The 25,581-nt window shown below is 48.0% G+C and carries 29 protein-coding genes; 2 read left to right on the top strand and 27 right to left on the bottom strand.

What is annotated here, in order from left to right; all coding sequences use genetic code 11:
- Positions 1-32: 32 nt before the first annotated feature.
- The 8 genes from CAN90_RS00635 to CAN90_RS00600 form a co-directional block, all read right to left on the bottom strand.
- Positions 33-263, bottom strand: coding sequence for a helix-turn-helix domain-containing protein (locus tag CAN90_RS00635; RefSeq protein WP_085831906.1), 231 nt, complete (start codon positions 261-263; stop codon positions 33-35).
- 298 nt (positions 264-561) lie between these two features.
- Positions 562-987: a flavodoxin gene (locus tag CAN90_RS00630; RefSeq protein ID WP_085831905.1), complete on the bottom strand. Its 426-nt coding sequence runs from the start codon at positions 985-987 to the stop codon at positions 562-564.
- A gap of 97 nt (positions 988-1,084) precedes the next feature.
- Positions 1,085-1,636: a DUF3793 family protein gene (locus CAN90_RS00625; RefSeq protein ID WP_085831904.1), complete on the bottom strand. Its 552-nt coding sequence runs from the start codon at positions 1,634-1,636 to the stop codon at positions 1,085-1,087.
- Positions 1,637-1,680: 44 nt separating this feature from the next.
- A complete protein-coding gene (locus CAN90_RS00620; protein ID WP_085831903.1) occupies positions 1,681-1,962 on the bottom strand; it encodes a DUF2325 domain-containing protein in 282 nt (93 codons plus the stop codon).
- Between the two features lie 157 nt (positions 1,963-2,119).
- Positions 2,120-2,275 carry a FeoB-associated Cys-rich membrane protein gene (locus CAN90_RS00615; RefSeq protein WP_085831902.1) on the bottom strand — a complete coding sequence of 52 codons (156 nt, stop codon included), beginning with the start codon at positions 2,273-2,275 and terminating at the stop codon, positions 2,120-2,122.
- 3 nt (positions 2,276-2,278) lie between these two features.
- Entirely contained in the window at positions 2,279-4,417 is a 2,139-nt protein-coding gene (feoB, locus tag CAN90_RS00610; protein ID WP_085831901.1) for a ferrous iron transport protein B, read from the bottom strand.
- Between the two features lie 73 nt (positions 4,418-4,490).
- Positions 4,491-4,712: a FeoA family protein gene (locus CAN90_RS00605; protein ID WP_085831900.1), complete on the bottom strand. Its 222-nt coding sequence runs from the start codon at positions 4,710-4,712 to the stop codon at positions 4,491-4,493.
- Between the two features lie 25 nt (positions 4,713-4,737).
- Positions 4,738-4,947 (bottom strand): FeoA family protein, encoded by a 210-nt coding sequence (locus CAN90_RS00600; protein WP_085831899.1) that lies wholly within the window; start codon positions 4,945-4,947, stop codon positions 4,738-4,740.
- A 236-nt stretch (positions 4,948-5,183) separates the two neighbouring features.
- Between CAN90_RS00600 and CAN90_RS00595 the strand changes: the two genes are divergently transcribed.
- On the top strand, positions 5,184-5,567 hold the full coding sequence (locus CAN90_RS00595) for a metal-dependent transcriptional regulator (RefSeq protein WP_085831898.1): 384 nt from the start codon (positions 5,184-5,186) through the stop codon (positions 5,565-5,567).
- A gap of 266 nt (positions 5,568-5,833) precedes the next feature.
- Here the strand turns inward: CAN90_RS00595 and CAN90_RS00590 are convergent, their stop codons facing one another.
- From CAN90_RS00590 to CAN90_RS00570, 5 genes are all read right to left on the bottom strand, one after another.
- Positions 5,834-6,442, bottom strand: a complete 609-nt coding sequence (locus CAN90_RS00590) for an HD-GYP domain-containing protein (protein WP_085831897.1) — start codon at positions 6,440-6,442, stop codon at positions 5,834-5,836.
- Positions 6,443-6,644: 202 nt separating this feature from the next.
- Positions 6,645-7,619, bottom strand: coding sequence for a TPM domain-containing protein (locus tag CAN90_RS00585; protein ID WP_085831896.1), 975 nt, complete (start codon positions 7,617-7,619; stop codon positions 6,645-6,647).
- Positions 7,616-8,185: a hypothetical protein gene (locus tag CAN90_RS00580; protein ID WP_085831895.1), complete on the bottom strand. Its 570-nt coding sequence runs from the start codon at positions 8,183-8,185 to the stop codon at positions 7,616-7,618. The genes CAN90_RS00585 and CAN90_RS00580 overlap by 4 nt, the downstream gene beginning before the upstream one ends.
- Positions 8,186-8,206: 21 nt before the next feature.
- A complete protein-coding gene (locus CAN90_RS00575) occupies positions 8,207-9,340 on the bottom strand; it encodes a toxic anion resistance protein (protein ID WP_085831894.1) in 1,134 nt (377 codons plus the stop codon).
- Positions 9,341-9,372: 32 nt separating this feature from the next.
- The gene (locus CAN90_RS00570; protein WP_085831893.1) at positions 9,373-10,113 is read right to left on the bottom strand and encodes a 5-bromo-4-chloroindolyl phosphate hydrolysis family protein; all 741 of its coding nucleotides are present in this window, start codon (positions 10,111-10,113) and stop codon (positions 9,373-9,375) included.
- 399 nt (positions 10,114-10,512) lie between these two features.
- Here CAN90_RS00570 and CAN90_RS00565 point away from each other — a divergent pair, with 399 nt between their 5' ends.
- A complete protein-coding gene (locus CAN90_RS00565; RefSeq protein ID WP_143750771.1) occupies positions 10,513-10,827 on the top strand; it encodes a hypothetical protein in 315 nt (104 codons plus the stop codon).
- A gap of 89 nt (positions 10,828-10,916) precedes the next feature.
- Here the strand turns inward: CAN90_RS00565 and hgdB are convergent, their stop codons facing one another.
- The 14 genes from hgdB to CAN90_RS00495 all read right to left on the bottom strand — a co-directional run bounded on the left by hgdB (position 10,917) and on the right by CAN90_RS00495 (position 25,489).
- Positions 10,917-12,071, bottom strand: a complete 1,155-nt coding sequence (hgdB, locus tag CAN90_RS00560; protein WP_085831891.1) for a (R)-2-hydroxyglutaryl-CoA dehydratase subunit beta — start codon at positions 12,069-12,071, stop codon at positions 10,917-10,919.
- A gap of 5 nt (positions 12,072-12,076) precedes the next feature.
- Positions 12,077-13,357, bottom strand: a complete 1,281-nt coding sequence (locus CAN90_RS00555) for a 2-hydroxyacyl-CoA dehydratase subunit D (RefSeq protein ID WP_423236542.1) — start codon at positions 13,355-13,357, stop codon at positions 12,077-12,079.
- Positions 13,358-13,441: 84 nt separating this feature from the next.
- Positions 13,442-14,230: a (R)-2-hydroxyglutaryl-CoA dehydratase activase HgdC gene (gene hgdC / locus CAN90_RS00550; protein WP_085831889.1), complete on the bottom strand. Its 789-nt coding sequence runs from the start codon at positions 14,228-14,230 to the stop codon at positions 13,442-13,444.
- A 103-nt stretch (positions 14,231-14,333) separates the two neighbouring features.
- Positions 14,334-15,131, bottom strand: a complete 798-nt coding sequence (gene gctB, locus CAN90_RS00545) for a glutaconate CoA-transferase subunit B (RefSeq protein WP_085831888.1) — start codon at positions 15,129-15,131, stop codon at positions 14,334-14,336.
- Complete coding sequence (gctA, locus tag CAN90_RS00540) at positions 15,131-16,105, bottom strand: glutaconate CoA-transferase subunit A (protein WP_085831887.1); 975 nt, start codon at positions 16,103-16,105, stop codon at positions 15,131-15,133. Before gctA ends, gctB begins: the two co-directional genes overlap by 1 nt.
- 197 nt (positions 16,106-16,302) lie before the next feature.
- Positions 16,303-17,322 carry an electron transfer flavoprotein subunit alpha/FixB family protein gene (locus CAN90_RS00535; RefSeq protein ID WP_085831886.1) on the bottom strand — a complete coding sequence of 340 codons (1,020 nt, stop codon included), beginning with the start codon at positions 17,320-17,322 and terminating at the stop codon, positions 16,303-16,305.
- Between the two features lie 20 nt (positions 17,323-17,342).
- Positions 17,343-18,122 carry an electron transfer flavoprotein subunit beta/FixA family protein gene (locus CAN90_RS00530; RefSeq protein ID WP_085831885.1) on the bottom strand — a complete coding sequence of 260 codons (780 nt, stop codon included), beginning with the start codon at positions 18,120-18,122 and terminating at the stop codon, positions 17,343-17,345.
- Positions 18,123-18,135: 13 nt separating this feature from the next.
- Complete coding sequence (locus tag CAN90_RS00525; protein ID WP_085831884.1) at positions 18,136-19,275, bottom strand: acyl-CoA dehydrogenase; 1,140 nt, start codon at positions 19,273-19,275, stop codon at positions 18,136-18,138.
- 32 nt (positions 19,276-19,307) lie between these two features.
- Complete coding sequence (locus tag CAN90_RS00520; RefSeq protein WP_085831883.1) at positions 19,308-20,090, bottom strand: enoyl-CoA hydratase-related protein; 783 nt, start codon at positions 20,088-20,090, stop codon at positions 19,308-19,310.
- 32 nt (positions 20,091-20,122) lie between these two features.
- Positions 20,123-21,421, bottom strand: coding sequence for an acetyl-CoA hydrolase/transferase family protein (locus CAN90_RS00515; RefSeq protein WP_085831882.1), 1,299 nt, complete (start codon positions 21,419-21,421; stop codon positions 20,123-20,125).
- 265 nt (positions 21,422-21,686) lie between these two features.
- Complete coding sequence (locus CAN90_RS00510; RefSeq protein ID WP_085831881.1) at positions 21,687-23,462, bottom strand: acyl-CoA carboxylase subunit beta; 1,776 nt, start codon at positions 23,460-23,462, stop codon at positions 21,687-21,689.
- Between the two features lie 363 nt (positions 23,463-23,825).
- Positions 23,826-24,269: an acyl-CoA carboxylase biotin carboxyl carrier protein subunit gene (locus CAN90_RS00505; protein ID WP_085831880.1), complete on the bottom strand. Its 444-nt coding sequence runs from the start codon at positions 24,267-24,269 to the stop codon at positions 23,826-23,828.
- A 62-nt stretch (positions 24,270-24,331) separates the two neighbouring features.
- Entirely contained in the window at positions 24,332-24,583 is a 252-nt protein-coding gene (locus CAN90_RS00500; RefSeq protein ID WP_085831879.1) for a hypothetical protein, read from the bottom strand.
- Between the two features lie 153 nt (positions 24,584-24,736).
- Positions 24,737-25,489, bottom strand: coding sequence for an IclR family transcriptional regulator (locus CAN90_RS00495; protein ID WP_085831878.1), 753 nt, complete (start codon positions 25,487-25,489; stop codon positions 24,737-24,739).
- Positions 25,490-25,581 lie beyond the last annotated feature (92 nt).

Here is a 25,581-nt window from a genome sequence, read left to right as displayed (position 1 = left end):
CTTGCTTTATATTTGTATTCGATTAAAATTATTTATCTCTTTTGGTCGCTCTTTGCGTAAGGCTTTTTTTCATCTGTTTGCTCCCAAATATGATCAACGCTTGTATCATATAGCTTCGACAGTTCAATTAGAATCATACTGGGTATATCGAGCGCGCTGCTTTCATATCGAAAATACGTAGCCTGACTTATCTTTAAAAATTGTGCGAGTTTCTGTTGTGTAGAATCGCAATCTTCTCTTAAGTCCTTTAGCCTTCGATACATTTCCCTCACCTCATAAGCATTTTCTTTCTACATTAACTCATATTCATTTTAATGCAGAAATTGAATTAAATAAGATAGAGAGGAGAAAATTTCCAACAATAAAGCGATGTATTACTCTTTGGCGGCTCAGGTTGCAAACGCAATTGAGCTACTCATAAATAAGGCGAAAACGCCTTCCTGGAAGATTCCCCTGCCCTACTTGCCCTCGAAAGTAAGGAGGAGACGAAAAAAGAACATCCCGGTCCATTTCGACCGGGATGTTCTGAAAGATGTAACCAAATTTTATGTTGCGCAAGAATTATGCATTGGCAAGTGCCTTACCCAAATCCTTGCAGTTTTCTGATGCCTCCTCGTCGGGAGCTTCGTTAGCAATGAGAGTGCCAATAACCGGAACACCAGCGCCTTGCAGGTCGCTGTCCCAAGTTCTCATCCACTCGCCGTCGCCCCAGCCATAAGAGCCAAACAGAGCTACTTTTTTAGAGGTAAGTTTGTCTTTTATGGAATCCAGCATGGGCTCGAACTCGCTTTCTTCCAGCTGTTCTGCTCCCATTGAGGGGCAACCAAATGCGATGTGCTCAAACTCATCTGCCAACTCAGGAGTAAACTCTGCAGAAGTATAAACCGAAACATCCGCTCCAGCTTCTCGTGCACCATCCGCCACAAGGTTTGCCATCGCTTCTGTATTACCTGTACCACTCCAATAGACTACTGCCAATTTTGCCATTTTCCTTCACTGCCTTTCTGTTTTTCAAAGTTGAATCAATCGAAGAAGATTTCTCTCTATTCAAGAAATAAACCATTCTTTTCCCGATTCGTTATTATTAAGCAGCGATAGTCAGTTGTAGCACTGACCGTCCGCCGCAAAACAGCTTCGTATAAACTTCTCTGCATTTATCAATCTTCGCAAAGAAGCGCTTTGCCTCTAGCTCATTGTGGTAAACTTTCCAAATACCGCAGCACTTGCAATTGCGGCCGCGATTTTTAATAAACTCTGCTACGTCTTCCACCGGGTAGCCCAAAAACAACCCGATTTCATGAGGGAACGATTGTGTCAGCGCAATTCGCTGCCGTAAATAATCCAAGCAGTTGCTTAAACTGCCAACGGGGTAACCATATTGATTTAAAAAATGGGACGCCTCCGGACGGCTTAAGTCCGCCACCAAAGCAGAGGCACGGTATACATAAATAAGGTCTCGCGTATTGCTGCTGTGCAGCAGCTCTAAATAAACACCACGCGGGTTCAAAATTTGATTCAGGCAATCTATCTCAACGCGAACAATATCTTTTTCTTCACCAGTGTAGCTAAAAAGACTTGCCGTTTTTAACCCAGCTAATGTGGAAGCGCAATATTCCACCAAATAACGTTCCAGCATATGCTCTTACCCTTCATATCAAATTCGGCGTGTTAAAAACTCGGTTAGCAGCAATGCTCGGCAAGAATATTCTTGAGCGCACAGGAGCTGCTGCTGTGTGAACGCACAACCGCCGTTCCAGTATTTTTTGTCATCTGGAGTGCACTATACACCATTTGGTGTGAGACGGTACTGGTAAACAAAACCAGAAGATCTGGGCAGCCTATTTGAGTTTTTAAATTGGCGGGCTGCTGTGTAAATACTTTTGCTTTGCACTTAAATTGCTTACAAATATCTTTGTAGGTACATACCATTCGGTCATGGCCTCCAATAATGACAACGCTCATACTTTTCTTACCATCCTTTCTCTTTAAAAACATTTCATGTTGATTGATTTTCTGGTTAGTTGTATCTAACTAGCGGTTTAAACAATAGAGTTAGCGGTATTGCTAACTCTATTGTCAACCGGCTAAGTCGCCAGTTAAATCCTAAAAATAATGCACTTTATTTTTTATGGTGTGCCTGCTCCTGCTGTGAGGGGCATCCACCGCAGCTACCACTGCATCCGCTGCATCCACCCGATTTATGGGTACGGTAGGTCTGGTAAGCTGCAAAAGCAATTCCGCCAAACACTATAATTGAAATTATAACAGTAGCCATAGTTTACACAGACACCTTTCTGTTTAAACGCTTGCCAGTAGAATTTGTGCCAGCCGGCTTACGAACCAAAAGGTACAGAAGTGCGGCAATCAGCACAAACGCCACCGCGGTCCAGAATCCAAAGCCGCCGCCCATAATGAGGCTGCCGGTTTGGTAAATAATAAGAGAGATAATATAAGCGAACAAGGTTTGGTAACCAACGGAGAACATCGTCCACTTTGCGGAGCCAAGCTCAGAACGAGCCGCACCAATCGCAGCAAAGCATGGAGCGCAAAGAAGGTTGAATGCGAGGAATGCATAAGCAGCCAACGGCGACACAGCCGCCTGCAGGTTGCTCCAAACCTCTGCGCCATCCTCTGCAACCTCGGCAAAACCAAACAGGATGCCGAAGGTGCCAACCACGTTTTCTTTTGCAATCAAACCGGTAATGGTTGCAACGGCGAACTTCCAGTTATCAAAGCCTAACGGTGCAAACAACGGTGCAATGAAATTACCCAGGGTCGCAAGAATGGAATCTTCTACGTCTACCATTTCCATATTCCAGCCGAAGGAGCTGAGGAACCAAATGAAAACGGTTGCCAGCAGGATGATGGTACCAGCCTTTTTAATAAATGCCTTTCCACGATCCCACATGTGAATGAGAACGCCCTTCGCACCCGGCACATGGTAAGCCGGAAGCTCCATAACAAACGGAGCCGGGTCGCCAGTAAATATGCTAGTCTTTTTCAGGATAATACCCGAAACTATAATTGCAAAAATGCCAAGGAAGTAAGCAGAGGGCCCTACCCAAGTAGAATCCGGGAACATGGCACCCGCAATCAAGGCAATAATCGGCAGCTTTGCACTGCACGGAATAAACGTAGTGGTTATTACGGTAAGCTTTCGGTCATGGTCATTTTCAATGGTACGGGAAGCCATGATACCGGGAACTCCGCAGCCGGTTCCGATTAGAATCGGGATAAAGGATTTACCCGAGAGACCAAAACGGCGGAAAATACGGTCCATAATAAATGCAATACGAGCCATGTAGCCACAGTCCTCCAAAATAGCGAGGAACAGGAACATGGTCAGCATCTGTGGCAAGAAGCCCAAAACGGCACCAACACCAGCAATAATACCATCCAAAATCAGTGAATTCAGCCAGTCTGCGCTTCCAACGGAAACGAGGAACGCTTCAATCTTCGGCGGAACAATATCGCCAAAAAGAACATCGTTTACCCAGTCGGTCATCGCGGTACCTACTGTTGAGATGGACACATAGTAAACAAACCACATAATCAAAGCGAAAATGGGCAGAGCCAAAATTCGGTTGGTTACGATTCGGTCAATTTTATCGGAGGTGGTAAGGCCAGTTACCTTCTTTTTATAGCTCTTATGAATGACCTTGGCAATGTACTCGTAGCGCTCATTGGTGATAATGGACTCGGTATCATCATCAAGTTCGTTTTCACACTTCACAATAATCTCTTCGAGTTTCGCACGCTCTTTTTCGGAATAGCCCGCTTCTGCAAGCATTTTCTCATCGCGCTCAAAGAGCTTAATGGCAAGCCAACGCTGGTGGCGGTTCTTCATACTGTTTGGCAGCATTTGCACAACCTGCTGTAATGCCACTTCTACCGAATCGCTAAAGGTAGCCGCAATCGCATGCGGCTTTTGCTGAGCCGCGCTAAGCGCCGCAGCAATAAGCTCTTGTGTGCCCTCCGATTTCAGTGCAGAAATCTCAACCACCGGGCAGCCAAGCGTTTCGCCGATTTTTTTGGAATCAATGGTATCGCCGTTTTTACGAACAATATCCATCATGTTTAGTACCAGAACCACCGGCAGACCCATTTCTACCAATTGGGTGGTCAGGTAGAGGTTGCGCTCCAAGTTAGAGGCATCCACCAGGTTTACAATTACATCCGGATTTTCATGGATTAAGTAATTGCGGGTTACCACTTCTTCCAATGTATAGGGAGAAAGAGAATAAATACCGGGCAGGTCTGTTACAATAACATCCTTATGTCCTTTCAGCTTTCCTTCCTTTTTCTCCACAGTAACTCCGGGCCAGTTACCCACATATTGAGACGAGCCGGTCAACTCGTTAAATAAAGTGGTTTTACCACAGTTCGGGTTGCCCGCAAGCGCTAATTTTATAGACATGTTTCGTTCCTCCTCGTTTTTTGCGGAAGTCTTGACTAACACAGTGCCGCCAGAGTGCCCTTAGCAGGGGCAATCATTCCACTTCAATCAATTCCGCGTCCGCTTTGCGCAGGCTCAGCTCATAATCGCGAACCTTCACTTCAATCGGATCCCCCAGCGGGGCAACTTTACGTACGAACACTTGAGCGCCTTTTGTGATGCCCATGTCCATAATCCTGCGTTTTACAGCTCCCACTCCGTGGAGCTTTACCACAGTAACGGTTTCCCCGAGCTGAACCTCCTTAAGAGTCTTCATCAAGCCTCAACCTCTTTTCTTATATTCATATCATAATCCGATTTGCCATGGTTTTATCCAGTGCTACTCGGGTATCCTTGATATTCAAAATCATATTGCCAGCAATTTCACTGACTACCGTAACACTTTCACCCTCAACAAAACCCAAAGAGGCGAGAAAACGGCGAACTTCATCTTTGCCGGTTACTTTCTTAATTAAGTTTCTTTCTCCAGCTTTTGCCATTGTAAGCGGCATATCGTTACCTCCTAGGCAAATTGTATTTTGCCAGCATCGGTTTTATGATTAATCGAACAAAGTTAGCGCATGCTAACCTTTTGCTTATTTAGTTTATCATAGCTAACGGAACAAGTCAACAACCTATCCCTTGTTTTTTTACAAAAAAGTTAACAAATTCCGGCTTTTTGGAGCGTTGTAAAAAGTGCACGTTTATGGTATGATAAGAAATAACAATTTTGAAGGGGGGAGTATGCGTGAAAATACAGGAATCCGCAGAAAATTATTTGGAAACGATTCTGGTTTTAAAGAGTAGCAAGGGAGAAGTTCGCTCCATTGACATTGCGAACGAGATGAGTTTTTCCAGGCCCAGCGTAAGCCATGCAATGAAGCAGTTCCGTGAAAACGGCCTAATTACAATGGATGACAACGGGTATATTGAGCTTACGGATAGTGGGCGGGAAATTGCGGAGAGAATCTACGAAAGGCACACCCTTTTGTCGGAATTGTTGATGAAGCTTGGCGTGGAAGAATCGATCGCCAAAGAGGATGCTTGCCGTTTGGAGCATGCCATTAGCGCTGAGAGTTTTCAGAAGCTTCGGGAATATTGGCAGAGCCGCCAGCAGCCTAGTGAATCGTAGTTAATCTTACCGGAATTCTATTATTACAAATATAATATGAGAAAACTCTCTACTTTGTCCGCTAGAGAGTTTTTTGTTTATTACTCCATTTTCATACGCTATAACACTTCGCTAAAAGCAAGAATAACCACCGGCGTAGCCGGTGGTTATTCTTTATGGAGTTCTTGTATCCTGTAATATCACTATCAGTAATATAGCAATGGCTTTTTTTGAAACAAAGCAAAGCGGCAGGCTCCTTATTTTGGAGCCTGCCGTATTTCATTTATTTAAACACCTGCACCTTGCAGCTTTTGCATGGTCTGCCAATTTTCCAGAACCAACTCAGCCACAACCGGGTCGTACATAACCCCTATGTTCTTTTCAATCTCATTTTGACACGTTTTGTCTGGCAGAGAATCACGGTATGCTCGTTTGCTCTTCATTGCATCGAAAGAATCACACACCGCAATAATGCGTGACTCCAGTGGAATTTGCTCGCCAGTTAATCTATTGGGGTAGCCAGTCCCATCAAAACGCTCATGGTGGCACCACACAATATAAGCGACTCCAGACATTGGCTCAGACTGCATCAGCATTCCCGCACCCAGCGCCGAATGCTGCTTCATAATAATCCATTCATCCGCAGTTAAACTTCCTCTTTTATGAAGAATTTCATCTGGTATTCCTATTTTGCCAATATCGTGCGCATTGGCGGCGTAATACACTCGCCTGCATTGCTCAGAAGTAAGCCCCAAAAGATGCGCAATAAAATAACTGGTACGGGCAACACGAAGAGAATGGCAGACCGTGTACAAATCGTGATCCCCAAGCATTCGCGATTGCCTCTTTACCATATCGTAGTAATCTTGAGCAGGTGTTGAGAAATTTGCTTTCATGCTGAAAACCTCATATTTCTAGAGTATTTCATTGGTTAGAAAACAATCTCGAACAAAAGTGTAGAAAAGCCCCACAAGGGGCATTTTCTATTCATGATTCCTAGTTTTAACGTGCAACTAAGGCAATACAGCAACCTATATTCTAAATATAGAACACCGAATGTGAAAAAAATGTCTAATCTTGCTGGAATAAATGCAATTGTTAAAAACGGCCCGCTCCGCCTCCGCTGGAACCACCGCCACCGCCGCTAAAGCCACCGCCTCCACCAAAGCCGCCGCCTCCGCCGCCGAACCAACCGCTGCCGCCTCCGCTGGAACCACCGCCACCGCCGCCAAACCAACCACCGTGGTTATCGTCATCATCGTCGTGGCGGTTGTTTCTGTAGCCTCTTGAGCGACTAGAGCCCCACATGCTGCCCCATAGGAACGGCCAAAACCAAGAGCCACCGCCCTGGTTATATCCGCCTCCATAATACCCCCCACCGCCGTACGGTCCTCTGTACCGCCTGCGGGAGAAAAGGGACCGAAATACAAAAAATAGGATTAACATAAAAAAGAATGAGCCGAATACATTTCTGGAACCACTGGAACGTTGGCTTGTATTGCGGTAGCTTCCACCACCACCTGAGATGCTTTGCCCTTGGTAATTCGATGTTTTTCCGGTAATGGTCACATTGTAGTGATTATCGTACCACTGAATCAGTGCTTCAAACGTTTTACGCACTCCGGCATCGTAGTTTTTTGCGGCAAAATCCGGCTCCAAATATTTGTTTAGCATCTGTTTGAGGTCGCCAGATGAAAGGTCATTTTCAATTCCATAGCCGGGTACTACACGGTAGTTATCGTCACCAATGGCCAACAGTAATAAAACACCGTTATTTTTTTCTTTGGAACCGATTTGCCACTCACTAAACATTCGATAGGCATAATCGTTAATATCGGCCCCATCCAAAAAATCCACGGTTGTTACCACAATCTGCGCACCTGTTTTTTGTTGAAGCTCAATATTGGCGTTCATAATTCCATTTTTTGTTTCATTGTTGAGAACACCAGCAAAATCATTCACGTAAAACTGTGTTGTGTGTTCCGGTATCTTCACTTCTGCTGAAACAGGCAGAGCAAACCATACAGATAGCAATAGGGTTACTGCTAAAAGCACACTTACGCGCTTTTTCATTTGTTTCCTCCCGTCATCGAATACAGCTCAAGGGGGCGAACACCAAAAATGGATGCCAATCCACCGCCGGGTGATGCCCTTAACACCTGATCATTAAAGTTCTGTGCCAATTTGTTGTACCCATCGTAACGGATGGAATCATCGCGCGATTTAAAATCTGCCAAGAGCCGAACGCGGTAATCTTCATCCTTTTGCGAGAGATACAAGCCCTCCATGGCATCGTAAACCGATTGGAAGGCAGGCTGCAAGGTTTGATTCGCCTGGTATTTGGCGGGCAGTGTTTGTGCCTGCGCTAAATTGTCTGCCGCTTGCCGCAGCGCCGTGACGCGCGCGTCGTTTCCATCCAAATACCGAACGGCAACTGTTATTAGATTACCCGATAGAGAGACCCTTGATTCTAAATAATGAGAAATCCCCAAGCCGTCCCCACGTGTGCCCTGTGTAAAAGCCTGGTCTGCCTGCTGGCGCAGCGAGGATACAGAACGCACCGACCCCAACAGTACCGACAAGACAACCACTACGACCAAAACTGCCCACGCCGTTTTCCGGCTTTTTAGCAAATCCATGATTCCCTCCTGAGATAATGATTAATCCTTTAATTCCAACAGCTTTTGTTTTAGCTCGCCTTCAATACGACCCAGCTCTACCTCAGCGGCACGGCGTTTTTGTGCACCATCCGATTGAATGCGGCGAACCTCTTCCAATGTAGAGATGAGCGCTTGGTTGGTTTGCTGAAGCGTTTCAATATCCACAATACCGCGTTCCGATTCCTTTGCGGTTTCGATGGTACCCATTTTCAGCATTTCAGCATTTTTGCGGAGCATCTGGTTGGTCATATCCGTTACGCTGCGCTGTGCCTCCAAAGCTTGCTGCGAATGCGCTAAGCCCAAAGCAAGAACCATCTGGCTCTTCCATAGGGGGATGGTATTTACCAGGGATGACTGAATCTTCTCTGCCATCAGGCTGTCGTTGTTCTGAATGAGGCGAACCTGCGGACCCATTTGAATGGAAATCATTCGGGTCAGCTCAAGGTCATGCAGCTTCTTTTCAAAACGATTACACTGGTTAGCAAGGTCATTTGCCGCCTGAGCATCTTCCGGCAAGCCGCTAAGCTGTGCTTTCTCACGTGCAAGGCGAAGCTCGTTTTGCTGCACGCTCTCCAGCTTTTCTCTGCCTGCCAGAATGTACATAGAAACCTCTTTAAAATAGTTGAGGTTCTGCTCATACATTTTATCGAGCATGGCAATATCTTTCATAAGCTGAATTTGGTGATTCTCGAGCGTTGTGGTAATTTTATCTACATTTACCTCAACCTTATCGTACTTGGTTTTGATTGCGGCAATCTGATTATTGGTCTTCTTAAAAAAGCCGAAGATGCCCTTTTTGTCTTCGGGTTTTAACTCCATATCCTTTAGCTCAGTTACCAAATCAGTAAGCATGCCGCCTACCTCGCCCATATCCTTTGTGCGAACGTTGGCAAGTGCCGAAGCAGAGAAATCGGCAATCTTTTTTTGCGCACCCGAACCAAACTGAAGCACCTGATTGGTGTCTTTTAAATCGATTTTTTGTGAGAACGCGCTTACGAGCTTCTGCTCCTCCGGAGTCAATTGGCTTTTATCGAGCGCTTTTGGAGCGGAGGCCTCTTCCTCCTGCAAATCCCCCTGAACGGTTACAGCGGTAGGTTCTAAAGTCAAATCGGGCACAAAATCCTGATGCTCCATTGAAAAACACCCTTTCTTTCATATTTACAGTTCTATTTTAGTTTGTCTTTTGCCAGCCCTTCTCGAGCCATCATATTTTCTAATACCGTAATATCGGTTGAAATATCCAGCGCTTCATCTGCAAATAGATGGTCGAGCTGTTTTTCAAACGCTTCTTCAATACTGGAGAGTATCCCCTCCACACCCCGCATGGCAGACTCAATATTTTCCCCGGAAATATCCTGCGAAGCCATGTTCTCATAGCTTTCTAACAGCTTCACGGTAGTGGGCAAGTAATAATTAAAAAACAGACGAAGCTTTGTTGCTTTCGCCGTATTTTTTTCTAGATAAGCAAAAATTTTGCCGCTAATATTGCAGATGCGAACGATATGCGCACTCACTGCAGGGTCGGCGATTCCATTATCAAGCTCACGCAGGCGCTTTAACTGTTCGCGGCCATCATTAATCAGCGCATCCGCGGTAGCATCCCCAGTATCAGCAGGGCGCACTTCCTCCGGCACTAGAATTGTAGTTGCAGGAAAAACACGGTTCATCCCAATATAAACAACAACGGAAATGACCGCAGCAAGCACAAAGTGCCAAGCCTGATAAAACGGAAGGGCCAGTGCTGCAATTACCCAGGGCACCGCGGCGGCGTATACTGGAATTGCTGATTTTTTTGTTATCTCTCGCATTCCTTTTTCCCTTTCTTCCAGCCGGTTTTGTGTGTTTTCATTGTAATGCTTTTGTATTTTACTGTCAAGAAAAGCACATTGACAAGCACTCTCATTCACTCAATGTTCACCCGAAAATCCCAGCAAATTTCTTTCTTTTTTATTGTTGTTCTGTGAAATTATACCCGAGAATAGCCTTAACACTCCTATTTCATTGGTATTTGGTATGAACTACTCTTTAAAAATTGTTCTTTTTGAATTTTCTATTAATTCTTATCATAATACAGTACAAAAGCTTTTTCTCTTATTTACAAGTTATTATAACGGCTAGTGCCACAGAGAATTTCTTCTTTTTTTCATTCGCCCCTCAAGCCGGGGTATGCAATTGCAATCTTCCGTCGGCGGTCATTTTTAGAGCGCTCTCGTTCCCTCGCAGAAATAGGTTCGGTAGCTAAGTACTTGTTTAAAGGCGGCAAATCAAAACCTTACGCACAATCTGCAACGCACAGGCTTGTTCCTGTGCGGAAAGAAGATGCAGAGCGGGAGCTCACTCGGATTCCAAAGGCAGAGCCTTTGGTCGTTGAGAGGGAATCCAAAGGGAGAGAATCGATACTCTCCCTTTGGAAGGCCTTTGCTTACTTTCATCCTTACATGAAAGTAAGTGCCCGCCCCGGCACGAGGGGCAAAGCCCTGCGCCAGCAGAATTTCTTGCGCCGTAGTGCAACAATTCTTATATACAAGTCATTTATAATAGAAGTTATAGCGGCTAGTGCCGCAGAGAATTACTTCTTTCTTCTCATTCGCCCCTCAAGCCGGGGCAGGCTCGGTAGCTAGGTACTTCGTCCATTTACTTACGATTACTGTGAAGTAAAAAAGACCCCCTCCGGGGAAAATCCCGGTGGGGGTCAATCGATAAAATGTAATTAGATGGACTTAAGCACGTCTGCAAAAGCCTGAATAGCGGTTGCAGCCTGACCGAAGTCACGCATCTGCTGGTCAATGCCCAGCTTAATGTGCATCACACCAGCTTCATCCAAAGCCTTCTTCAGAGAGGGATACTCCATCTCTTCCGGATCACAGAACTGCTGCATGAACAGGATAAGACCCTGTGCGCCGTTCTCTTTGACCATGTTAGCAACGAACTCGCCACGGCGGTTCTCAGAGGACTTCTCATCATAAAGCAGAACATCGTGGTCAAGGCTTGCAAATTGCAGAGCCAAAGCCATCATCGGGTCTGCCTCATTTTCAGGAGCGTCTGCACGGAATGCACGGCTCTCATGAGCAACATCGTCAGCAGCAATTGCTACGTTGTTGTCCTCAAAAATCTTGAGGAGGGTCGGGTTATCACAGATGATACCGCTGGTAACCACTTTAACACCCTTCCAGTCGCAAGCAGGCAGCTTTTTGAGCTCTGCATTGAGCGCTTCGAGCTTCTCGGTGTACTCATCCTTGAGCATAAACCAAGCGGCTTTCAGCACAGCGCTGCGCTTTGTGGGGGTGATAACGTCGCAGTGCTCGCTAGCAAGCTTTACAAACTCGCGGCGGGCAGCACGGCTTCTGTTGTATACCTTAATTGCATCCTGAATCGCTTCGTCCGTTACCGGAGCGCCGCCGATTTCTTCCAGCATCTTACGGATGTTGGTGTACTGGTCGATACAGAATTTCAGGCCGTAAGCGGGCTTACGGTTCTGGGGATGTGCAAGGAAGATAGTGGGCATCTTCTCAAGCTTTGCCATTGCTACGCGAATGTTCTGGCTCATCGGGCGCAGAGTATCGCAAATGGTGGGAGTAATTACGCCATCAAGCTTGTCGAGCGTACCGTCAAGCAACATTTCAAGGCCAAGCTGTGCAATGGTGCAGTAGAAAGTTGCGCAGTATTCTTTTGCCAAAGAAATGGTTTTATTATTGCTGCCCCAGATTCCAAAGGGAACCATGCCTGCGGCATGTACGAGCTCTTCTGGTGCATAGTAAGGCAGAATGCCAATTACTTTTTTGCCCTGTGCTTTAAAATCTGCCAGCTGCTTACCGGGGTTTGCAGCAATGCTGGCCAGCTCACTGATAATCGTTTCGATACTCATGTTCGTTAGCCCTCCTTCGCAGCTTTGTTTGCTTCCATTGCCTCAACCAAGCCCTGTACGCGTGTTTCGTACTGAGCAGCGTTGAAGTTACGGGGATCCGCCTGGTCGCCGTCAAACGCAGCGCAGGGAATACCCAAATCGGCAGTGAAGCGGCGCTGCATTTCGGGCATGTAGCCAGACCACGGCTTGCAGCTACGGTTGTAATGAACGAGAACGCCATCTACCTTATTGTCACGGCAGAGGCCCTCACGCCACTCAACACCCTGTTCCAAGCAAACGCTGTTCGGCGCTTTGCAGTATGCACGACACAGGTCGTCAATACCGTCATACACGAAACCGAAAGCAGGTGCATAAACAACAGCAGTTACGTTGAGTCCGCTGCCCTTCAGGGGCTTAAACAGCGCCTTCAGGTCAGGCCAGCAGGGAATACCTTCGAACATAATGCGGTGCTTCTCTTCGAAGGGAAGAGTAGATGTGCCGTTCTTTACGTGCTCTTCCAGCTCAGTTGCCAGCAGCTCAAATGCTTCTGCAGTAGACTGCTTGCCGCGAGCGGTAACAACGTCTGCCATGTGGTTGAACAGGTCGAAGCCGGACATCGGGGAGGGCTCATACTGGCAGTAGTCACAAACCTTGAGCCAAGCTTTTGCGGTACGGTTTGCATTTGCACATACCTGCTCAAACTTCTTCTCATCGAACTTATTGCCAGAGATTTTTTCCAGCTGCTTAATCGCGTCGTCAAACTGGCCACGAATGTAAGCAACCTGGCTGTCGTCAACATGAGTGGTGTTATTATAGGGAACATCAATCATGATGAGAGGGATGTTGTGCATACGAGCAATGTTCTCGTACCACTTGGTCATACAGTTACAGATGTTGTTGCAGCACAGAACAAAGTCCGGCTGGGGCATCTGACGAGACACGTTGGTGGTTTCCACACCAGACGCATAGGCAAGGCTGATTCGGGCATAACCACAGATATCAGCATCGAAGCCCATATTTTCAGCAGCCTCACACAGGCGCTCGCCGTCATGCTGCGCTGCGATACCAGCTGCCTGGTTTTCGGGGTATACAACAGCCAAATCCAAAGCCTCTGCGATTTCGCAGGGGAATTTAGAGGAAGACCAGCCTACCGGGCGGCCAGCTTTCTTTGCTTCCCAAGCACCAGCATAAACGTCAGAAACGACCTTACGCAGTGCAGTAACGCCAGGGCTGGCGGGTTTTGCAGGTTTTTTAGCAGGCGCTGCAGCTGCGGATGCAGTCTGATCAGCGGGAGCTGTTTTTTCCATATCTGCCATAATTCTCTCGCTCCTTTATAAAAGTAGAGTTATAATGTGCGGGGTATCCCACACCGATAAAAGTAAATTTGAAAATTATTTCTTACGGGTTGCTTTCTGGTACGCAAAGAGTGCGGCACCAAGAGCACCGGCATATTGGGCAAGGGGAGAAGTAAAGACCTTATGGCCCAATTCTTCTTCCAGTGCGGCTACTACGCCTGCGTTCTGAGCAACGCCACCGGTCATAACGACCTGGTCACGTACACCAACACGGCGAGCCAAGCCGCTCATGCGGGCTGCGATGGAGTGGTGAATACCATTGATGATATCGCACGTCTCACTGCCCTGAGCCAACTGGCTAATAACCTCGCTCTCAGCAAATACCGTACAGGTAGAGCTGATTGCGACACGCTTGGTAGACTGAGCACCCAAATCGCCCAAATCGGCAACATTTACTTCCAGTACACGAGCCATAACATCCAGAAAACGGCCGGTACCAGCAGCACACTTGTCGTTCATCTGAAAGTTGACCATCAGACCATTTTCAATCTGGAGCACCTTCATGTCCTGTCCACCAATATCAATTACTGTGTGAACTTCGGGAAACAGATAGTATGCGCCTCTTGCATGACAGCTTAACTCACTCATCTGGTCATCCACAATATCGAGCGAATTACGCCCGTAACCGGTGCCAAGAATAAAAGCCATGTCTTCTTTTTTCATACCGCAGTTATCCAGCACCTCTTTAATTGCACGCTCGGGGCCGCTGGTACCAGCACCGACCGCAACCAAGGCTTTACTGACGATTTCCTGCCCGTCTTTTAAAACAACACATTTCGACGTGGTGGAACCAACGTCAATGCCTAACGTATACTTTGCTTCCATAGTAACCTTCCTAACTCTTGAACCGAATCAAATCAATACTCTGCACCACGGGCGGAGCCCCAAAAGACTCCGCCGCAGTACAAAGAATCTATAAAGTTTTTAATTACTCTTTGGGAACCTTAATGAATACCTGGCCGGGGTCAATCTCTTCACGGATTGCCTTGATGACTTCCGGAGAGGGCGGCGGCAGCAGTTCTGCTCTGGAGGTATCAATCTCAAAGCCGGTATTCTCTACGATTTCTTCAATGGAAGAAGACTCGTAGTAGCCAGCCAAGTACATTCTCTTGGTGGTTTCATCGAACTTCATAACACCCTTGTCGGTTACAACCATCAGCGGGCCGCGGTTTTGAGGCAGGCCTGCGTTTTTGCGTCCGTCAAGGCCGCCAGCCATCCAGCCGGGGCTTGTGATGTAGTCGATCTTCTCTGTGAAGCGGCGCTTCTCGTGCTGCATCATGATAACGGTGTCAACAAAGGTAGCAATACCGTTTGCACCGCCGGAGCCGGAGAAACGAGTGGTGGGGTGATTGTAATCGCCCATGGAGGTGGAGTTCACATTGCCGTAGGGGTCAATTTCAGCACCACCGATGAAAGCGATCATTCTGTCTCTGTTCTTGAGCCACTCATTGGCCTGGAAGCCAATGTAGCGAACCGGAGGCCACTGCACGGAGCAGTGAGCCATAAAGCGGCAGTCACCAACCGAGGTAGGCACCTGGATGGGATCGCAGTCAATCAATCCGCTCTCAACGATGAGAGTGCACTCAGGGGAAAATATCTTCTTGGCAACAGTTGCGCCGATGAGGGGAAGTCCTGTACCAACAATAGCGATATGGTCATTGGTGATTGCGCGAGCAATGGTGATTGCCTGCATCTCTTTGTTGGTGTAATTGTTGTAGTTAGCCATTACTTCTTCTCCTCCTTTGCCTGTGCCGTCATATCAACATGGTAGCCGAGACCCGGAACAACCTTCAAGTTAGCAATTCTAGCGGCGCCAACCTTATTGAGGTAATCCTCGTGTGTCGGGGTGGAGAATACCCACTCCTCGCAGAAAGCATCAAATGCTTCTTGCGTTTTGGAGGCAACGTCGTATGCTTTGTAGTATTTACCATCGTAGTCATAGTAGTCATAGCACTGTGACGGATGTGCACCGTGCGGTGCATGAACAATCGCATCCACGCAGAAACCGGGGATGGTGTTCAGGTTGGGATCGCGGCGAATGTACTCGTCCGAAACGAGCTCTTCGCAAGTAACAATAACCTTCTTTGCAGCGCCTGCAATATCAGTATCCTGGAACTCATCGCCCAAAATGCGGCAGGTTCCATCGGGAGAAGCCATCTGTACGTGAATAACAGCAACGTCAATCTCCGGTACAGGCAGAAGCAGAAGCTTCTCTTCGGGCTTCATCGGGTTTTGCTCAATGACGAACTTCTCATCGGGAAGTTTGTCCATGGTTTTTCTAATCTCTTTGGAGATGCCCCACTTATCAGCAAGACCGGTACCCATCATCAAACGGCTGGGAACATAAGGAAGACCCAGAGCAGCACCATGGAACATCTGCATGATGGCATCCTGAGAATAGTCCTCAAACAGGATGGTACCTTTTTCAATCGCCTCACGGAAACGGCGAGAAACGTTTGTAAAACCGGAGTTGGCGGTGTAGCAGTTGATGTAAGCCTTTACGCGCCCGCAGCCAATAAGCATGTCTGCGTCTCCGCCGTTAGCGCCTGCATTTAAGATAAAATCCTTTTTACCTTGTCTGAGGATTTCATGGATAGCAGCAAAGGGCTTTCTGTTGGTGGTGAAGCCACCGAATGCGATGCTGTCACCGTCGCTTACGAATTTCGCTACTGCTTCAGATAGCGTATACACTTTTCCCACGGTAAAACCTCCAATAATAAGTATGATAGATGGAATCGACTGGCAGAACCGGCCAGCTCCACCTCAGAAAAAGCAATTTTCAGCACAGCCTTGCGAACAGGGCCCGCACAAAGCCGGGGAAAACCCGCGCGGCGGCGCGGAGGGCTCTATCATGCAGAGCCTCTTACGCGCAGCCGTGCTGAAAGCAAGATTATAAATCAAGCGTTGCTTTTTTCTTCCTTAGCTTTTCTTACCTGCTCAGTGAACATCGGCAAGATTTTCATAGCATCGCCCACAACGCCATAGTCTGCCACCTCGAAGATGGGAGCGCTGGGGTCTTTATTAATCGCGATGATGACATCGGACTCTTCCATACCAGCCAAGTGCTGGATGGCGCCGGAAATGCCGCATGCGATATACAGGTTCGGGCGAACCGTTTTACCGGTCTGGCCAACCTGGCGGTCTTTCTCAACCCAGCCTGCGTCAACCGCAGTACGGGAGGAAGAAACAGTACCACCCAGAACCTCTGCCAGCTCTTCGAGCAGCTTAAAGTTCTCAGGGCAGCCCATGCCGCGACCACCGGAAACCAACACGTTGGCTTCCTGAATGTCCATTTTCTCGCTAACCTTTTTAATAACTTCAATAACTTCCACGTTTACGTGCTCAGCCAGGTCAGAAACAGAGAAAGTTTCAACAACCGGTTTTGCATTCTCGTTGGGAGTCAGGCGCTGCATAACGCCGGGGCGAACGGTAGCCATCTGGGGGCGGTGATCCGCACAAGCGATGGTTGCCATAATGTTGCCGCCAAATGCAGGGCGAGTCATCAACAGGTTGCCAGTTCCCTCTTCAATTTCCAGCGAGGTGCAGTCAGCGGTAAGGCCGGTGTGCACACGAGCAGAAATACGAGGAGCCAAATCACGGCCGATGGCGGTTGCGCCGTACAGCACGATCTCAGGCTGATATTTTTTCACAATTTCAGTGATAACATGCGCGTAAGGCTCGGTGGTATAAGTTTCCAAAATCGGGTCTTCCGAAATAATTACGCGGTCTGCACCGTAACGGCCAAGCTGCTCCGGCAGGTGGCCAATTTTATCACCCAGAACAACAGCGGTAACCTCTGTGTTCAAATCTTTGGCCAAAGCCTTGCTTTTGCCAATCAGCTCCAGCGCAACGTTAGAAAGCTTACCTTCTACCTGCTGGGCAAATACGAATATTCCCTTATATGCTTCGTTACTCATTATTTCTCACCACTTTCCTACTACAGAATGAATTTTTCACGCAGACGGTCAGTCAGCCAGTTGGCTGCCTCTTCAGACTCCATCGTTACAACGGTGCCCTGGCCTTTAACCGCTTTGGTAAAGGACTTTTTCACGCGGGTGGGGGAGCCTTTCAGGCCGATGTTGCCATCTTCAACGTCAAGGTCTGCTCTATGCCACTCGGTAACTTCCTTCTGGAAGGCATCAAAAATGCCGCCGGGAGTCATGTAGCGGGGTTCATTCATTTCGGCCAAAGCAGTCACCAAGCAAGGTGTTTTGACGCGAATGATGTGATAACGGTCTTCATACTGGCGCTTAATCTTTAAGGTATCGCCATCAACCTCAATTTCCTCCGCATAGGAAACGTTGGGCAGGCCGAGGTGCTCAGCAATCTGCGGGCCAACCTGTGCGGTGTCACCATCAATTGCCTGGCGGCCGGTGATAATGAGGTCGTAGTCGAGCTTCGAAATAGCAGAAGCCAGAGTAGAGGAAGTAGCCCAAGTGTCAGCGCCGCCGAATGCGCGGTCTGTTACGAGGATTGCTTCATCTGCGCCCATAGCCAATGCCTCACGCAGAGCAAGGTCTGCCTGGGGCGGGCCCATGGTAAGAACGGTAACATGTGCACCGATTTGGTCTTTCAAACGGAGGGCAGCCTCAAGGCCAGCCTTATCATCCGGATTGATGATGCTGGGAACGCCTTCACGAATCAGGGTTCCTGTTGTTTGGTCCAGCTTTACCTCGTTGGTATCTGGAACCTGCTTAATGCTTACAACGATTTTCACTGCGTGCCCCCCCTTATTTCAAAAGCGCGTTGGAGATAACCATGCGCTGCACTTCACTGGTGCCTTCGTAGATTTCGGTAATTTTTGCGTCACGCATCATGCGCTCAATGGGATACTCTCTGGTGTAGCCGTAGCCGCCGAAGAGCTGTACGCACTGTGTCGTAACTTCCATTGCAGTCTCAGCTGCATACAATTTTGCAATTGCAGCTTCGGTAGAGAACTTCGCGCCAGCCTGCTTGAGGATAGCCGCACGGTAAACGAGCAGCTTAGAAGCATCAATCTTCGCTTTCATGTCTGCAAGACGGAACTGGGTGTTCTGGAATGCAGCAATGGAACGGCCAAATTGCTTTCTCTCTTTTACATACTTAACGGTCTCATCCAAAGCGCCCTCTGCAATGCCCAATGCCTGAGCAGCAATGCCGATACGGCCGCCGTCCAGTGTGGTCATAGCAACGGTAAAGCCCTTGCCTTCCTGGCCGAGCATATTCTCTTTGGGAACGATGCAGTTTTCGAATACCAGCTCCGTAGTAGCGGAACCGCGAATACCCATCTTCTTCTCTTTTTTACCAATGGAGAAGCCCGGGAAGTCCTTCTCAACGATGAAAGCAGTAATGCCCTTCACGCCCTTGGACTTATCGGTCATTGCGAACACAACATAAATGTCTGCTACGCCGCCATTGGTAATAAAGATTTTGCTGCCGTTCAGGATGTAGTTGTCGCCATCAAGAACAGCCTTGGTCTGCTGGCCGGAAGCATCGGTACCTGCGCCGGGCTCAGTAAGGCCGAACGCACCGATTTTCTTGCCGGAAGCAAGCGGAACAAGATATTTTTCTTTTTGCTCTTTGGTGCCGTATTTGTAGATTGGGTCAGCACAAAGAGAGGTATGTGCAGAAACAATAACACCGGTGGTACCGCAAACCTTAGAAAGCTCTTCTACACACATAATGTAAGTAAGAACATCGCAGCCCTGGCCACCGAGCTCCTTCGGATACGGAATACCGAAAAAGCCGTACTTTTTCATTTTTTCAACAGTCTCTGCCGGAAAGCGCTCTTCCTCATCAATCTCGTGAGCTAAGGGCTTTACTTCCTTTTCTGCAAAGGCCGCGAACATTTCCCGAGCCATCGACTGCTCGTTGTTCAGCTCAAAATTCATATCGATCCCCCTGTTTTTAATAGTTAAAAGATTTATTTGCCAACGAATGGCGTAGGCTTACGTTTCTCCACAAACGCGCCCATCGCTTCACGCTGATCCTGGGTTTCAAAACAATCACCAAAGTACTTTGCCTCCAGCTCTGCAGCTTCCCATAAGCCAAGGCCAACGCCTTCGTTCATGGCACGCTTTGCGTTCTGCACAGCAACCGGAGCATTTGCAGCAATCTTCAACGCCAGTTCTTCTGCTTTTGCAAGCAGCTCTTCCGGTGCATACACTGCGTTCACCAACCCGATTGCAAGGGCTTCCTGCGCCTTTACTTTGCCGGCGGTAAATACCAATTCCTTCGCTTTGCCGGGGCCAATTGCCCGAGCAAGCTTTTGCATGCCGCCCCAACCGGGAGTGATGCCAAGGCCCACTTCAGGAAGAGCAAACACTGCTTTTTCAGAGGCAAGGCGAATGTCGCATGCGAGTGAAAGCTCGCAGCCGCCACCTAAAGCAAAACCGTTAACCGCTGCTATTACAGGAGCAGGGAACTGTTCTACCAAATGATAAATCCGATCGCCGAGCAGGCCGAACTCTTCGCCCTGTTTCTTCGTTAGATTCCTCATTTCGCCAATATCTGCACCAGCTACAAACGCTTTCTCACCGGCGCCGGTAAGAATTAAGCAGCGAACACCACTTTGTTTCGCCTGTTCTAATGCTTGTTCCAGATCCTTCATGACCTCGAGGTTAACCGCATTAAGCGCTTGAGGCCGATTCATGGTAAGAATCCCGATGAGGTTATCATGCTTTGCTTCAAATGTAACTAGGCTCATCTGTTTTCCTCCTGACTATTCTGCCGTTTATGTTAATATTTTGAATGGAAACGCTTTTCGAATTCCTCTTTTAAGGAATCACGGAAGTTTGGGTGGGCAATTTCAATCAGGCTGCGCGCTCTGTCACGCATGGTGTGTCCGCGAAGCTCTGCAATGCCGTACTCCGTTACAATGTATTGAACATCGTTTCGGGAAGTAGTTACCGCAGACCACTGATCAATAAATGGCACGATTTTTGAAACCTTGCCGCCCGCTGCTGTGGAATTCATTGCTAGAATGGAGCGACCGCCGCGGCTCATAGATGCACCGCGAATGAAATCGATTTGCCCGCCGACGCCGCTAATCTGCACCGGCCCAATGCTTTCAGAAACCACCTGACCAAGCAGGTCGATTTGAACGCAGGAGTTAATCGAAACCAAATTGTCGTTCTTTGCAATGACTACCGGGTCGTTCACATAATTTACGGGGTACATTTCAACCGCGGGATTATTGTGAACATAATCGTACAAACGCCGTGAGCCCATTAGGAAGGTTGCAACACTCTTCCCCTTGTGCAGCGTTTTTTTGGAGTTGTTGATCACGCCGGCCTCTACCAGCTCGACCACGCCGTCCGAGAACATTTCCGTATGAATACCAAGATCCTTTTTATCTTTTAAGAACAGAAGCACAGCATCGGGAATCGCACCGATTCCAAGCTGCAAGGTGTCTCCATCGTGAATCAGCTCGGCGCAATAGCCGCCAATCTTCTTCTCAATCTCGGTAATTTTGGGGGCGCCAAGCTCAAGAATCGGTTCGTTGCACTCCACAATATAATCTATTTCGCTCACGTGTATGAAGCAATCGCCCAATGTACGGGGCATGTTTTCATTTACCTGAGCAACCACTAGCTTCGCTACTTCAGCAGCGTGCTTTTGGTAGTCTACCGTTACACCATAACTGCACCAGCCGTGTTCATCGGGCTTAGAAACGTGAATGAAAGCCACATCCACCGGCAGAGTGGTGTCGAACAACTCGGGTACTTTATGAAAAAAGCATGGCGTATAATCGCCAATACCGGCTTCTACGGTAGCACGGGTAGCACCGCCAACAAAAATAGAATTGTGGATAAAGTGCCCTTCCATCTCCGGTGTAGCATAAGGCGCTTTTGCCAAAGGCACCATGTGGGCAATTTCAACATTCTTAAGCTCATCTTTTCGCGCAACCAATGCGTCTATTAAATGAATCGGCGCGCCCGCCGCGTTGGGTGTTACCACTCTGTCGCCGGAACGTACGTGTGACACCGCTTCTTCAGCAGATACTTTTCGCTGCGCGTACAGATCTTTCCAATCCATATATTATAAGCTCCTCATCCAAAAATAAAGCTTTGCGCCGAGACTCAGCCGCCTTCTGCGGCATATTCCCGAGCGCCCGGTGATACCGGAAATATTCTCCGGCGGCGTGTCACTTTGTGTTCACGCCGGGGTTCGGCTATTCAAAGCCGAGGTTTAGAAAAACCGGCGCACTCCCTTAATCAACATAAGGGTGGATACCACACTGTTTGATTGGGCAATGCGCCGGAGTTCCAACACGAACCACCGCCTGAAGCGGAGGATTCAATTATTTTTCAAAAGTTTTTGCAAATACGTTGTTGAAATCGCGAATCGCTCTGGGCAAAATCATTTGATGGAATGCGCAGAAAGAACGCGGGTTCTGGTAAACGGACTCAGCAAATCCAATGACGTAATCTCTGATCTTGGTCAGCTCGATGATCTCATCGATGAAGCCTTGCTGTGCGCAGAACAGCGGACCAGACTTAATGCGGTACTCTTCGATCATCTCATTCATCTTATCGATGGTGGGTTTCAGATCTTTACCTGCCTTGGCGTCTTTCACCAAACGGCGGGAGTACATAGCTGCAGCAGCAGTTTCGCCGTGCATAACGTTTACTTCGCTGGCTGCTGTGCCCAGAGTAAAGGCATTGGTGTCGTTACCCTGCGGGCCACCCATAACATAGTGAGCAGCAGCGGTGCTCTTTCTCAGGGTGATTTCAATCTGCGGAACCTTAGCGGACTGGATGGAGTAAATGAGAGACTGGCCAAGGCCGAGGAGTTCTGCTTTTTCTGCATCGTTGCCAACGTCGATACCGGTTGTATCCTGGAACCAGATGATGGGCAGACGGTCTCTGCCGCAAAGAGTAACAAACTCGCTCATCTTGATCAGGCCCTGACGATACAGCTTTCCGCCTACGCCAACGCTGTTCTCTTTGTACTCAGGGTAGTTCATCAAAATACCCTGGTAGTTCGCGATGACACCAACCAGCAGGCCGTTAACCTTAGCAATACCGGTGATGATTTCGGGGCCATAGCCCTTCTTGTACTCGTCGAACTGGCTGCCGTCAAAAATGCGGCTGAGAACGTTTTCTACATTGTAGGGGCGCTTGGTGTTCATGGTCAGGATGCTGTAAAGCTCGCTGGGCTCAAAGTTGGGCTCCTGCGGTGCATCAACACGGAAGAACTCCGAATTGTATGCTGGAATATCATCCATATACTTCTGGATCGCTTCCAGAACGCCCATTTCCTCGGTGTAAGCTTCACGGAAGAAGCCTGTCTCACCGTAGTGAATTGCAACGTTTCCGGGCGGGTCGTTAACCTGCTTCTTGGTTGCCTCAATCAGTGCCTGTGCAGCTTCGTCATCCACATAGCCCTTGGGGTTCATGCCGCCAACAATGCCGGCACCGCCAACAGCCATGTTTGCTTTTTCATGAGCAAGCAGGATGGTGGGGCTGATGCTGTGGTAGCCGCCGCCAGCCGGGTTCGTACCGTAGATACCTACGATAACCGGGATGCCGTTCTGCTGCAAATCAGCATTGCGGAAGAAGGGAGTACCACCACCACGGCGGTTTGCGTATACCTTCTCCTGCTCGTCAAGCTTAACGCCGGAGCAGTTGAGGATATAAACAAGCGGGATGTTGAGGCATTTTGCGGTGTCAGAACCACGCAGCAAGTTATCTGCCTGGCCTGCAACCCATGCGCCTGCAAGTTTCTTATTATCAGAAGCAATAATCACTGCCCACTTGCCGCGAATTTTACCAAGACCCTTAATGATACCGGTGCTGCCGGTAGAGTTGGTCTCGGGGTCGAACAAGCTGTTCAGGGGCAGAAATGAACCGGGATCTACCAGAGCCTCAATACGGTCGGTAGCGGTCATTTGGCCAGACTCATGAATGGATTCATCGGAACGGCCGCTGTTGCGGATTTCTGCAAATTTCTCTGCGATCTCCTTTTCAACTTTGCGGAATTCCGCTTCGTTTTCTGCATTCACCTGGGGGTTTGCCGAACCAATGATCGGCATATTTTTAAAGTACGAGGGCATTGAGTAACCGTGCTCAGCCATTGACAGGTGCCTCCTTTTTCAATTGAAAATAATTGGTCTGAAAAGGCAAATATTATGACAGTTACTGAAAATTACATGAAAAATCGAAAAAATACAGCCAAAAGGCCGATTTGTTAATTTTTCGACAATGTACTCGTGCTAATGTATATTCTAGCACACAAACACTCATTTGCCAAGTTGTAATTTTCAGGAAAAGCATAAACCAGCCTCTTTAAAACTTGGTTATGCCCGCTGAAAAGCCCGCACTGGATTCTTTTTAGCAAAACCTGCCTCACTGCAAAGCTAAGTTTTAAAGAATCCTGCGAGCCGTTATATCAGCGCAAGCCGAAAAGCTTTCGGCAGCAATATAAAACTGAGGGGAAATTAGCCGATAATAGCGAGCTGGTCGTTCGACTGAACGGCATCGCCCTTAGCGGTAGAAATGCTCTTTACGGTACCGTCGCAAGGAGCAACGATCTCGTTTTCCATCTTCATTGCTTCCAAAATGAAGAGAGAATCGCCAGCCTTAACAGCCTGGCCTTCGGTAACCTTCACTTGCAGAATGGTACCGGGCATGGGGCAGTTAACGGGGGTGTCACCAGCCGCTGCCGCTGCGGGAGCCTTCTTGGGGGCAGGAGCTGCTGCCGGTGCTGCTGCGGGAGCTGCCACGGGTGCCGGGGCCGCTACGGGAGCAGGTGCTGCTACGGGAGCCGGAGCTGCCTGAACTTCACCAGTGTAGACTCCTCTGGGAATCGGTTTGTAAGCGGAGGGAGCACGCTCCACATCCACCTCATATGCTTTGCCATTGACTCTTGCCAAGTATTTCATAATCGGTCTCTCCTATCACAACATAATTCTTTTTTCGTTCGTTAAAGGATGCTTTCTGGTCGTTAACACTCTCTAATGCTGTTAAACTGCAGCTGATCCAGCGGAATTTGCAAATCCTCGCTGATCGTGGCCATGATGACCGCATAAATCTCGTCTTTTCCATCATCCACAGGCTGCGGTGCCGGCGCTACTACTGGCCTTGCTGCCAATTCTTCCACGGCTGCCTTTATCTTCGTCAGCGTAGAAAGAATCGCAATCGTCAGTATTACGGTCAGTCCTGAGAACAACAGCGGCAATAACTGCTCAACTGGCATGCTCTAAATCCCCCCTCTTGGTTTCCCGTATTATGAAATTCATTTCATTTTTTGGAATTTTCAAAATAAATGATAGCATCAATTTAGATGAGTGTCAATAAAAAAACAAGACATTGGTTTTTTATTTTAAATAAAAATGATGCTACATTATTGTTATTTTTGGACAAAGCCTAACAAGGAAGATAACTGGGCTGCATGCTGCTTTACCAGTGCTTTGAACTCTTCTTCTTGTGCTCTGCTTGTGCGGGATTGCGGAGCAATTAAACCAATGGATGCAACCGCTTTACCGTTCATATCGAACACTGGGGCACCAACACCCACAGCATCTGGTATATATTCTCCTTTGGAAATTGCAACGCCTTCTTCGCGAATATGGGAAAGGCTGGCGAGCAGCTTCCTCTCTTCCTCCGGTGTAAAACCGGGGTTTTCTCTTAATTGGTTTTGAATATAATTGCGGATGAAACTTTCGGACTGAAAAGCCAAAAGAGCACGGCGGCTACCACCATAATGCAAATCCACCTCATTGCCAAAGCGTTCAATCACCTTTAGAGGGTTGGGGCCCTCCACTTTTTCGAGTACCATACCGCTGTTACCAGATATAATTATCAGGAAAACATCTTCCCTTGTAATCTTCATCAAATCTTTTAGTACAGGTTTCGCGGAATCGCTCAAGCGCAAGCGCCTTGTGGCAGCCATTCCCAGCGGAATTAGGGCAGTACCCAGCCGATAAAGATGTGTTTTGGGGTCACGAGACACATAGTTTGCACTACAAAAGGTTTGCAAAATCCGGTGTACGGTGCTGGAAGGCAGACCAGACAACTGCGAAAGCTCTGCCAGCGAACAGGATTTATCAGCTTTGCGCAGGTGCTCGAGTACCTCCATCGCACGTATCAAGCTTTGTACCATGTTTATACCTCCTTTAATTCATTCAGTAGCAAATTTCGTTTTATGAAAAACAAGTCCCTTGCTCTAAAATTACGATTTTCATCATACAAGAT

Origin of the sequence: Clostridium merdae, assembly GCF_900176635.1 — a bacterium.
GTDB lineage: Bacteria > Bacillota > Clostridia > Oscillospirales > Acutalibacteraceae > Faecalispora > Faecalispora merdae.
The sequence above is the reverse complement of the archived record's forward strand: the minus strand, read 5'-3'. Positions and strand labels throughout refer to the sequence as shown.